The organism is Saltatorellus ferox, assembly GCA_007751475.1.
Lineage (GTDB): Bacteria > Planctomycetota > UBA1135 > UBA1135.
The window spans coordinates 2,647,920-2,658,012 of the sequence record CP036434.1 but is presented as its reverse complement, the minus strand read 5'-3'; the positions used below and the strand labels follow the sequence as shown (position 1 = coordinate 2,658,012).

Sequence of the window (10,093 nt, the reverse complement as noted above, 5' to 3'; positions counted from 1 at the left end):
CCTCAAAACGGGCCGCACTGCATGCCGAAGACCCTCAGGCGAAGGCGAATCCTTTCAGCCGCCGTGCAACACCCTCCACATGCGACCCACTCCGCTCAACACTCGACATAGACAGGACGGGTTCACCCTCGTGGAACTGGTGACGGTCGTCACGATCCTGACCATACTGGTGGGCCTCGCGGTACCAAGGGTGAGCGGTACCATCGAAAAAGGACGTATCGCGCGGGCCGCAAGCGACATGAAGGCCATCAAGCGCGCCGTGCAGATGATGCAGGAAGACCTCGGTCGCTACCCCACTACGACCAACAACGGCGTGGATCCCGGTCTGATCAACAGCGCCCAGGTGCCCTCGTCCATCCGCGCGAACTGGAAGGGCCCGTACCTGGAAGTTTGGCCCGGAGAGAACCCCTGGGGCGGCGACTACGACTACGGCCAGGGCAACATTCCCGAGTTCAACTACGACGGGACCGCGGGGAACGAATGCGTGGTCTCCTTGATCGGCCTGGATCAGGCGACGGCTACCGCCATCGACTCGATCATCGACGACGGCAACACATCCACCGGGATGGCCCTCTTCCGCGGGGGCGGGGGGTGGTACTCCCTCTACGTCGGCGAAGGACGGATCTGGTAGGCCGCCTCCCCTGGGGGAGCCGCGTGGCTATCGCCGCGCGAACTTTCGATGCGGGCTCGCCGCGTCCTTTTGCGCCTCGAGCCTGTGGCTCTGATAGGACTGGAAGTCACCCTGGTGGAAGACCACGTGGCCGTCCTCCTCGAACGCAAGGATGTGCGTGGCGACCTTGTCGAGGAAGTAGCGATCGTGGGTCACGATGATCATGCAGCCCGGGTAGTTCGCGATGCCCTCTTCCAGGACGCGTAGGGTGTCGAGATCGAGATCGTTCGTCGGCTCGTCCATGATCACGAGGTTCGCGGGCTTGCGCAGCATCCGGGCCAGCAGCACGCGGTTCCGCATCCCGCCCGAGCACTCGCCGAGGATACGAGCCTGGTCTTCGCCCTTGAAGTTGAAGCGAGCCACGTAAGCGCGTGCGTCCATGGTCGTGCGGCCGAAGGGCAGGATCTGGTTGCCTTCGGTCACGTTCTCGAAGACGGTCTTCGTGTCGTCGAGGGAGTCGCGGGACTGCTCGATGACCGAGGTGACGACCGTCGGGCCGATCTCCACGTGCCCCTCGTCGGGCTGCTCCTCGCCCAGGATGATCCGCAGGAGAGTGGTCTTGCCTCGCCCATTGCCACCGATGACGCCCAGCTTCGCTTGCGGCGGGATGTCGAAGGTCAGGCCTTCGAAGAGGACCCGATCGCCGTAGCCCTTCTTCAGGTTGCGAACGTGGACGACCTTCTCGCCCAGACGCGGCCCCGGGGGGATGCGCAGTTCGACCGACTGCACCTGCTCCTCGGCGCTGACCTCGTCCGCCAGCTCCTGGTAGCGTCGAAGCCGCGAGTTGGACTGCTTGGTCTGGGCCTTCGGCGTGCGGCGGATCCACTCCAGCTCCTTCTCCAGGCGCTTGTCACGGAGCGCATCGTGCTTGCGCTTGACGTCCAGGCGCGTGCGCTCGAACTCCAGGAAGTCACTGTAGTTGCCCGGGTGCGCCGTGGCGAGGCCGCCAGCGACCTCGATCATGCAGTCGACCACGTTGTCGAGGAAGTAACGATCGTGGGTGATCAGAACGACGAGGCCCTCGTACTCCAGCAGGTAGGTCTCCAGCCAGAGAATCGAATCAGCGTCGAGGTGGTTGGTCGGCTCGTCGAGGAGAAGCATGTCAGGGTGTTCGAGGAGCAGCCGGCACAGGCCGACGCGTCGCTTCTCGCCCCCGGAAAGACTCTCCACGTCGCGGTCCGGCGGGGGTACCTGGAGAGCGTGCATGGCCTGTTCCAGATGCTGCTCGAGGTTCCAGATGTCCTTGACGTCCATCTCGTGCTGGAGGTGGTCGAACTCGGCGCTGAGCTTGTCGAGCTGTGCGCCCTCCGCCTCGCCCATCAGGGTCATGACCTCGTAGTAGCGCGCTTCGGTGGCCCGGAGGTGATCGACGGCCTCGTCGATGTTGCCCTTGACGGTCTTCGCGGGATTGAGCTGGGGCTCCTGGGACAGGTACCCGACGCTGATGTCACCGTTGGTCCGCGCGATGCCCTCGAACTCCTTGTCGACCCCGGCGAGGATGCGCAGGAAGGTGCTCTTGCCCGCTCCGTTCGCGCCGATCAGACCGATCTTCGAGGTCTCGTGAAGGGCCAAGGTGATGCCCTTCAGGATCTCCCGCTGCTCGTAGAACTTGTGCAGGTTCTCGACCTGATAGACAATGCGCTCCGCCATATTGGCGAGGAGCCTATCCGCGGGCCCCATCCCCGGCCAGCCAGCACGGGCGAATCGCTGCCCCGGGCATCCTGGGATGGGAAAACTTCGCATTTCCCCGGGCCGTGATAGGATCGAACGTCATGCCGTCGACCGCAGGCCAGCACGAAATCCTCATCACCATTCCTTCGCCATGAAGGGACTGGAACCCAGCGCGCCCAGGGTGCGGCTCATCGCGTGAAGGACCTCTGCGGCGAGCGCCTCGGAGCTTTCGAGGTGGAGTCGTTCCTCGGCTCCAGCCGCATGGGAAGCGTTTGGCGCGCACGTCGGATTCAAGGGGGAGGCGCGCGGCACGTGGCCATCAAGGTCCTCACGATCCGCATGGCCGAGGCGTCGGATCAAGAGGACTTCCAGGCGGGGCGCGAGAGGCTCGCACAGCTACGCCACCCGCATATCGCGAAGCTTCTGGACGGCGGCTTCCTCGAGGAGACGAGGCCCTATCTCGTCATGGAGCACGTCGTGGGCCTCCCCATCGACGCGTACTGCGAGGAGCACGGTCTCGACGTCGACCAGCGGCTGCGCCTCTTCCTGCAGGCCTGCGAAGCCGTCACCCACGCTCAGCTGCGCGGCGTCATCCACGGGGACATCAAGCCGGCCCACGTGCTCGTGAAGTCCGATGGGCACGTGCGAATCCTCGACTGCGGGGTCGCGAATTTCACTCGAGCACACGGCGGCTACGCTCAGCCGGAAGCGACGACCGTAGAGACTCAGGCGTACGCGAGCCCCGAGCAGCTGCGGGGTGGCCAGGGCACGACCGCGAGCGACGTGTACTCCCTCGGATGCCTGCTCCACCTGCTCCTGGCGGGGGCTCATCCCCACGAGTCAGCGCTCGACTCCCCCGCAGCGCTTCGCGAGGCGATCTTCCACGAGCCCTTCCCTCCCCCGAGCGAACGCGTCGCGCAGTCCGCGGATCAGGCCCCCTATCGCAGAATCCAGGGCGACCTCGATGCCGTCACGCTGAAGGCGCTTCGCAAGCAGCCTCACCGCCGCTACGGGGACTCCGCCGAGCTGGGCGATGAAATCCGCCGATACCTCAACCGGTTCCCGGTCCATGCGCGCCAGCGAAGCAGCCTCGACCATGCAGCGGGCTTCCTGCGCCGGAACAGGAAGTCGACCGTTCTCACCAGCGTCACGGTCGTCGCGATCGGCCTCGGCGGCCAGCTCGCCCTTCGGAGGAACGAGCCGAAGTTCGCCCATGGAAGGACCACGCTGGGCGTGGGCGCACCGAGTTCGCGCGAAGCCCCCAACGGCACCCCGACCGGCACCAATACCGGCAGCAATACCGGCACCAATACCGGCACCAATACCGGCACCCTGAGCGAGGCCCGCGGCCACGCACTTCAGGCTCGAGGGGAGTTCCTCGTCCAGAGTTCCCAGAACGGCGAGGCGATCGCCGCCCTGGAAGAGGCACTCGGCATCTGGCGTGCGCTCCACGGAGAGAATCATCCCGACTACGCGCGAACCGCGGAGTGCCTCGGGCTCGCCTACTGCGTGGAAGGGCGAAAACCGGAAGGGATTGAACTCCTGCGCCAGGCGCTCGCGTTCCGGCGCGGCGCCCATGCGGCTCCTGATCACCCGGACCTGGCGTGGAGCCTTTTAAACCTGGGCAGCGTGCTCGCCGAAGAGGACGCGAAGGAAGGAGTGGACCTGATGCGCGAGGCGGCGACCATGTACCGCCGTCTCGGCATCCGTCCTCGATAGGTGCCCGCCGAGCGGCCCCCCGTTCAGCGCCTCTCCGAAGCGAACTTCGCGTACGCGGCCCGCGCACGCGCGGCCCCGAGAAAGAACTCACCCCGGTGGCCTGCGGCGATCTTCTCCGCCAGCAGGCGGTTGATGGGCGTCAGGGCCTCGAAGTGATCCGCGCCCTCGAGATCGATCATCCGCACGCGCGGATTCCCGTTCCCTTCCCGAAGCTTGACGAGGTCCTCGATGTTGCCACCATCTCCTTCGAACACATAGGTCGGCGCGGTGATCGCGCCGAGGTAATGCAGCGGCGACCGCAGGCGCCATTCGCGTTCATCCCCGGCGTCGAAGGTCCACGTTCGCCCGCCGTAGTCGGCTAGCTCCCCCACGGGTCCGAACGAGAAGGTCGCGCGGAATAGATCCGTCGATTCGGCGACCAGCAGCACGAGCGTTCCGCCCGTGCTATGCCCGCCGAGATAGACGCGCTCGGGGTCGATGCCCGGAACACTCCGCAGGTACTCGCCGGCGGCGATCACATCGTCGACCTCGCCGAACATGCCTTCCTGCAGACCCGGATTGGTGGCAGTTCCACGCACGGTCGGAAAGAGCATGACGATGCCAGCCTCGCGAAACGGTGCCGCGGACTGGTCGTTCTCCGGCGGCCCCTTCTCGAAGACGTAGGCGCCGCCCCGCGCTGTCGGATAGCCGCCCGTGATCCAGACGATCGCAGTACGGCCCTTCTCGGACGGCACTCGCGCGTCCGGGATCGACCGCGGCACGCAAAGGTAGGCGGAGAGCTTTCCGACGGGCGCAACGTATTCGACGATGGCAAAGTCGCTGCCTTCCGGAGGCACGGGAAGCGCCTGGCTTTCTCGGGCTTCCTCGGTGAGCTTCGTGACGAATCCGCGCCGAGCCTCCAGCAGCGAGACCTGCGACGACTTCAGCGCCGAGCCTGTTTCCTGGCGCGGGTCAGCATCCGTCAGAGGTCCGACCTGGGCACCGGCCTGAGCCGAGGCCTGAGCCGAGGCCTGAGCAAGGGCCGCGGCACAGGCCAGAGCACTGGTGAGGAGCCAGGGACCGGCGAGATGAAAGCGTGGCATGATCAGTTCCTGGGAAACCAGACGGAGTTTTTTCGTCGATCCGCCAGGGCGTCGTCCCATCGTACCGAATCGTTACGCTCTTCGAAGGCTGATCACCTTCTCGCACTCGGCGTGCACCAGCCCGGACCCATCCACCAGGACCACGGAATAGGTGCGCTCGATCTTCCCCTGCTCGAGCACGTCTTTGCGCACGGACTCGACCTCGGCGCTCGGCATCCGGAACGTGGCGTGGAGCGTGCTTCGACCCGGGCGCTTGAAGCGGATCGTGGCCGCCTTGTCCCAGACGATGAAGTCGGGTCCCAGGCCGCGCATCAGCTGAATCATGTAGATCGGATCCAGCGCCGCGTAGAGGCTCCCGCCGAAGATGGTGCCGACGATATTGCGTGTTCGCCAGCTGAGAGGGAGGCGCAGTCTCACCTCGCTCCAGTCCGATGCGATGAACGTGATCCGCGCGCCCGTTCCGCGGTAAGCGGGGTGCAGGTTGAATCGCCAACGCATCGTGCGCGTGCTCCAGCTCTCGCACAGCGAAGTGGACGTCTGTTCAGGGGCGGCTGCCATTCGACCCACACGGTAGCGGTTCTCAAGTGCAGAGTCTTCCACTTCGCCTCTCGCCCGCCGCGGGCCCACGGCATCGCTGCTCTTTCGGCGAGGTCATTGATGGGCACTGGCCCCACATCGCCACGGACGAGCCGCGCGGCGCCACTGTACCCGGGGTTCGGGTGGACGCCCCGTGGGCCGACCGGTTCCGGATGTCGTCATCGTGCCGGTTACGTTCCGGATCGATGGTTGATACCGTGCGTGGGTTCCCGCTCTCCGACCGGTCGATCCGGCGCTGCCCCCATGCACGAACCCGACATGTCCCTGGTCCATTCGGTACTCACCGGAGTCGCGACGGAACTGGAGGCCGATCCCCACAGCGATACCGCTTGGGGGACCGCCCGTGAGGCGCTCGCTCACTACGGAATTCCCCGCGACACGGACCCCCAGCTCACCTCCGCCATCGAAGGACGCGACGCTGACTCCCTCGCGCGCATCGTCCAGGGCTGGCACTCCGGCGACCGCGTGATGCTCGAGCACGATCGCTCCGTGCTCAAGCGCGCCATGAAGGCGTACCGCAAGTCGCTGAAGGTCACGATCCTCGACGCCGAGTCCTCGCTGGGCGGCGGTCCCATGAGTTCAGGCCGCAGATCGACGATCACCGGCATCATGCCGCCGCGCCGGTACCCGCTAGAAGTCTGGGACCAGCTCGTCCACCAGGGCCGCCTCGCCGGCGGCAGGCGCGGAATCTACGAGCTGCCGCCGGGCGGTTAGCCCGAACCATTCACGAGGACATCGAATGACGCTTTCCGACAGCGAGTCTCCCGAGGTGACGGAGCAGCTCTTCCTTCGCGCGCGGGCGGGGGAGCGCTCGGCTCTCGAGTCGTTGTTCGCCAGCGCTGGCGAGCGGCTCCAGCTGTTCGTCGAGCTCCGTATGGGCGCGCGGCTCAGGACGGAATTCGAGCCGAACGACGTCGTCCAGGAAACATGGGTCGCGGCGCTCGAGGGTCTCGAACGCTTCGAGCCCCGGGGCGAGGGTTCGTTCGGCGCATGGCTCTGCCGCATCGCCGAACATCGCATCGTCGACCTCGGGCGCCACGGCGCCCGAAGGAAGCGAACGCCCCCGGGCCAGCGACAGCCCGTGAGCCGGTGGCTGGAGGTCGCGCGAACGTCGGCCACCGGTCCTTTCTCCGCCGCCGCCCGCCTCGAGTCCCATGGCGCGCTGACCGACGCCGTCGGCCGCCTCGACGAGCGTGACCGCGAGACGCTCTTGATGCGCCACTTCGAAGAGCTGACGCTCGAGGAGATCGCCGATCGCACGGGAGCTTCTCCGACGGCGGTACGCCGAAGACTGGGGCGCGTACTCGGCCTTCTCGGCGCCGGTCTCGGCCGAAGCCCAGAGTAGCCAAAGCCCAGAGTAGTCGAAGCCCAGAGTAGTCGAAGCCCAGAATAGCCAAAGCCCAGGTAGATGCGGGGCGACCGGCACGGGTGCGGAACGGCCGTTCCACGGTGCAGCGACCGCTCACAACGACGTGCCGGTGACCCTACAATCGCATGTCCATGAAGCTCTACCGTACAGCCCTGCTCTGAACGGTACTGACCCCGCCAGGAACGTCTCGACGCGCCTCCAGAGATCGACGTCGTCCGAAGCGATGGAGGGAGAGGACGCAGCGGGAAGAGCCGGGCAGGCCGGTCGCGTTCGACCTGTCGCTGGATGTCATCTGGGCGGCCACGTCAACGCAGAGTCGCGGCCGGACACCTATGCTCCGCGAATCGCCGATTTTCGACGGACTCCTGAGCGGGTACGTCCAAAATCAAGGCCATGAGCCACGTCCTCGTCCTCTTCGCCCATCCTCGAGCCGATCGCTCGGAGGTCAACACGCATCTGGCTCGGGTCGCCCGGGAGACCCCGGGGGTCACCCTGGTCGACCTCTACGCGGAGTACCCACGCTTCGACATCGACGTGGACGCCGAACAAAGGCGGCTCGTCGAGCACGATGTCATCGTGTTCCAGCACCCCGTCTACTGGTACTCGAGCCCGGCGCTACTCAAGGAGTGGCAGGACCTCGTCCTCGAGTACGGGTTTGCCTACGGCACGGAGGGAACGGCGCTGCGCGGCAAGACGCTCATCAGCGTGGTGTCGGCCGGCGCGCCCAGCCATGTCTACACCGAGCAGGGCAGCTACAACATGAGCCTGCGCCGCTTCTTCGCGCCGTTCGAGTACACGGCCCAGCTCTGCGGCATGCGCTACCTCTCTCCGTTCGTGCTCTTCGGGGCCGGGCACTCCGTGGAGGAAGGGCGCCTCGGTCCGCACCTCGAGCGCTACAGGCAGCTTCTGGAGGCGCTGGTCGAGGAACGGCTCGACCTGGACCTGGCCGAGCGAGTGGACTGCCTCGCCACCCACCTCGGCGGTGAGACTTCGGGTGGGATCCAAGGCTCAGGTGGAATGCGCTGATGGGACCGCTCAACGATGCCTTCATCTACCTCCTGGCGGCTGTCATCGCGGTCCCGCTGGCGAAGCGCCTGGGGCTTGGATCGGTGCTCGGATACCTGCTTTCAGGCGTGGTGATCGGACCGGGCCTCGGACTCGTGGGCTCCGAGACCGAGGACATCCAGCACTTCGCCGAGTTCGGCGTCGTGATGATGCTCTTCCTCGTGGGACTCGAGCTGCGTCCCTCGATGCTCTGGGAGATGCGAGGCAAGCTCCTGGGTCTCGGCGGGCTCCAGGTGGTCTTCTCCGTGGCGCTTCTGGGTGGAGCCGCCATGGCCATGGGGGTTCCGTGGCAGACATCGCTCGCGATCGGGATGACGCTCGCGCTCTCATCCACGGCGATCGTGCTCCAGACTCTCGGCGAGAAGAGCTGGCTGAAGTCGCCTGCGGGTCAGTCGGCGTTCTCGGTGCTGCTCTTCCAGGACATCGCCGTCATTCCGATGCTCGCGGTGATTCCACTTCTGGCCGTGCTCCCGTCGTCGGCGTCGATCGCCGACGGCCATCACGGGAGCGGTCTGGACGCATTACCCGGCTGGGCCCAGGCCCCCGTGATCGTGGGCGTGATGGTGGGCATCGTCGTGGCCGGCCGCTTCCTGGTGCGGCCCGTCTTCCGCTTCATCGCGGCGGCGCGTCTGCGCGAGATCTTCACGGCCGCGGCGCTCCTGCTCGTCATCGGCGTGGCCATTCTCATGACGAAGATCGGGCTCTCCCCTGCGCTCGGTACGTTCCTGGCGGGCGTGGTGCTCTCGGACAGCGAGTACCGACACGAACTAGAGGGCAACATCGAGCCGTTCAAAGGACTGCTGCTCGGGCTCTTCTTCCTGACCGTGGGCGCAGGGATCGACTTCGCGCTCATTGCCGATGCACCCGGAACGATCTTCGGTATCGCGATCGGGATCATGCTCGTGAAGCTCCTCGTGGTGCTGGGCGTGGGGCGAATCTTCGGTATGCGCGGCGCCCCGCTGTGGCTCCTGGGCCTCAGCCTTGCGCAGGCAGGTGAGTTCGCGTTCGTCCTGTTCGGCTTCGCCAGGAGTTCGGGCGTCATCGAGGGTGATCTCACAAGGCTTCTGATCCTCGCGGTGGCGGTCACGATGATGCTGACGCCCCTGCTCTTCCTCTTCTACGAACACGTGGTGGCGCCTCGGTCCATCGGTGAGCCCGAGCGTCCGGCGGACAGCATCGATGAGCACGGATCGGCGGTCGTTGCCGGCGTGGGCCGCTTCGGGGTCGTGGTGAGCCGCATGCTGGTGGCCAACGGGCAGCGCGTCGTGGTGCTCGATCACAGCGCGGATCGAATCGAGCTCCTCCGCAAGATCGGAATCAAGGCCTACTTCGGGAATGCGACGCGTTCGGACCTCCTTGAAGCCGCCGGACTGCATGAGGCGCAGCTCTTCGTCGCGGCGCTCGACGATCATCAGAAGCAGGTCGAGCTCGTCGAGCTGGTCCGTCGTCAGCGCCCGGACATCCACATCATCGCGCGGGCCTTCCACTACGAGGAGGTCATCGAGCTGGAGCGGGCGGGCGCCCAGGAGGTCATTCGGGAAGTTCGCGAATCAGCGATCGCTGCGGGCCGCCAGGCGCTGGTGGCGATGGGTGTCCATCCTTTCAAGGCCGAGCGTCAATCGCGCAGCTTTCGGCTCTACGACGATGCCATCCAGAACGATCTGCGCGCCTACTGGACCGAGAACGGGATGGACGCGGCTTTCGTCAGCACCCTTCGCGCTCGAGTGGCGGGCCTCTCGGCGCTGATGGAGTCGGACCGCCTCACCGAGCGACACGACTCGACCTCGAGAGGCTGGACGCCCCCTCCCAAGGACGACAATCGCCTCCTCGACGGGCTTTCCTGAGCCGTTCAGGCGGAGGCTCCTTCGCCTGGGCCCGCCCCACCTGAAGGCAAAGGTCCGCGTTCATCGCCATCGCCAG

At 66.2% G+C, this 10,093-nt stretch carries 9 protein-coding genes; 6 read left to right on the top strand and 3 right to left on the bottom strand.

Annotated features, from left to right (window positions below; translation table 11 throughout):
• Positions 1-79: 79 nt before the first annotated feature.
• Entirely contained in the window at positions 80-631 is a 552-nt protein-coding gene (locus tag Poly30_RS09480) for a type II secretion system protein GspG (protein ID WP_145196610.1), read from the top strand.
• 27 nt (positions 632-658) lie between these two features.
• On the opposite strand, the gene ettA is transcribed toward Poly30_RS09480, so the two are convergent.
• On the bottom strand, positions 659-2,320 hold the full coding sequence (gene ettA / locus Poly30_RS09475; RefSeq protein WP_419191175.1) for an energy-dependent translational throttle protein EttA: 1,662 nt from the start codon (positions 2,318-2,320) through the stop codon (positions 659-661).
• Positions 2,321-2,536: 216 nt separating this feature from the next.
• Between ettA and Poly30_RS09470 the strand changes: the two genes are divergently transcribed.
• Positions 2,537-4,060, top strand: a complete 1,524-nt coding sequence (locus Poly30_RS09470; RefSeq protein ID WP_145196606.1) for a serine/threonine protein kinase — start codon at positions 2,537-2,539, stop codon at positions 4,058-4,060.
• Between the two features lie 23 nt (positions 4,061-4,083).
• Here Poly30_RS09470 and Poly30_RS09465 read toward each other — a convergent pair whose 3' ends face one another.
• Together Poly30_RS09465 and Poly30_RS09460 are read right to left on the bottom strand one after the other, a co-directional pair.
• Positions 4,084-5,142 (bottom strand): alpha/beta hydrolase family protein, encoded by a 1,059-nt coding sequence (locus tag Poly30_RS09465; protein ID WP_419191174.1) that lies wholly within the window; start codon positions 5,140-5,142, stop codon positions 4,084-4,086.
• Positions 5,143-5,214: 72 nt separating this feature from the next.
• Positions 5,215-5,640, bottom strand: coding sequence for a PaaI family thioesterase (locus tag Poly30_RS09460; RefSeq protein ID WP_419191173.1), 426 nt, complete (start codon positions 5,638-5,640; stop codon positions 5,215-5,217).
• A gap of 342 nt (positions 5,641-5,982) precedes the next feature.
• On the opposite strand from Poly30_RS09460, the gene Poly30_RS28295 reads away from it, so the two are divergent.
• The 4 genes from Poly30_RS28295 (at position 5,983) to Poly30_RS09440 (ending at position 10,017) form a co-directional block, all read left to right on the top strand.
• Positions 5,983-6,453, top strand: a complete 471-nt coding sequence (locus Poly30_RS28295) for a hypothetical protein (RefSeq protein WP_419191172.1) — start codon at positions 5,983-5,985, stop codon at positions 6,451-6,453.
• Between the two features lie 25 nt (positions 6,454-6,478).
• The gene (locus Poly30_RS09450) at positions 6,479-7,084 is read left to right on the top strand and encodes a sigma-70 family RNA polymerase sigma factor (RefSeq protein WP_145196600.1); all 606 of its coding nucleotides are present in this window, start codon (positions 6,479-6,481) and stop codon (positions 7,082-7,084) included.
• A 417-nt stretch (positions 7,085-7,501) separates the two neighbouring features.
• A complete protein-coding gene (locus Poly30_RS09445) occupies positions 7,502-8,134 on the top strand; it encodes an NAD(P)H-dependent oxidoreductase (protein ID WP_145196598.1) in 633 nt (210 codons plus the stop codon).
• Entirely contained in the window at positions 8,134-10,017 is a 1,884-nt protein-coding gene (locus tag Poly30_RS09440) for a monovalent cation:proton antiporter-2 (CPA2) family protein (RefSeq protein ID WP_145196595.1), read from the top strand. Before Poly30_RS09445 ends, Poly30_RS09440 begins: the two co-directional genes overlap by 1 nt.
• The last annotated feature ends 76 nt before the right edge of the window (positions 10,018-10,093 follow it).

Bases quoted from the DNA above. Each gene is read 5' to 3' on its own strand.
- Poly30_RS09480 (WP_145196610.1), top strand. From the start codon at position 80: ATGCGACCCACTCCGCTCAACACTCGACATAGACAGGACGGGTTCACC.
- ettA (WP_419191175.1), bottom strand. From the start codon at position 2,320: ATGGCGGAGCGCATTGTCTATCAGGTCGAGAACCTGCACAAGTTCTAC.
- Poly30_RS09465 (WP_419191174.1), bottom strand. From the start codon at position 5,142: ATGCCACGCTTTCATCTCGCCGGTCCCTGGCTCCTCACCAGTGCTCTG.
- Poly30_RS09460 (WP_419191173.1), bottom strand. From the start codon at position 5,640: ATGCGTTGGCGATTCAACCTGCACCCCGCTTACCGCGGAACGGGCGCG.
- Poly30_RS28295 (WP_419191172.1), top strand. From the start codon at position 5,983: ATGCACGAACCCGACATGTCCCTGGTCCATTCGGTACTCACCGGAGTC.
- Poly30_RS09450 (WP_145196600.1), top strand. From the start codon at position 6,479: ATGACGCTTTCCGACAGCGAGTCTCCCGAGGTGACGGAGCAGCTCTTC.
- Poly30_RS09445 (WP_145196598.1), top strand. From the start codon at position 7,502: ATGAGCCACGTCCTCGTCCTCTTCGCCCATCCTCGAGCCGATCGCTCG.
- Poly30_RS09440 (WP_145196595.1), top strand. From the start codon at position 8,134: ATGGGACCGCTCAACGATGCCTTCATCTACCTCCTGGCGGCTGTCATC.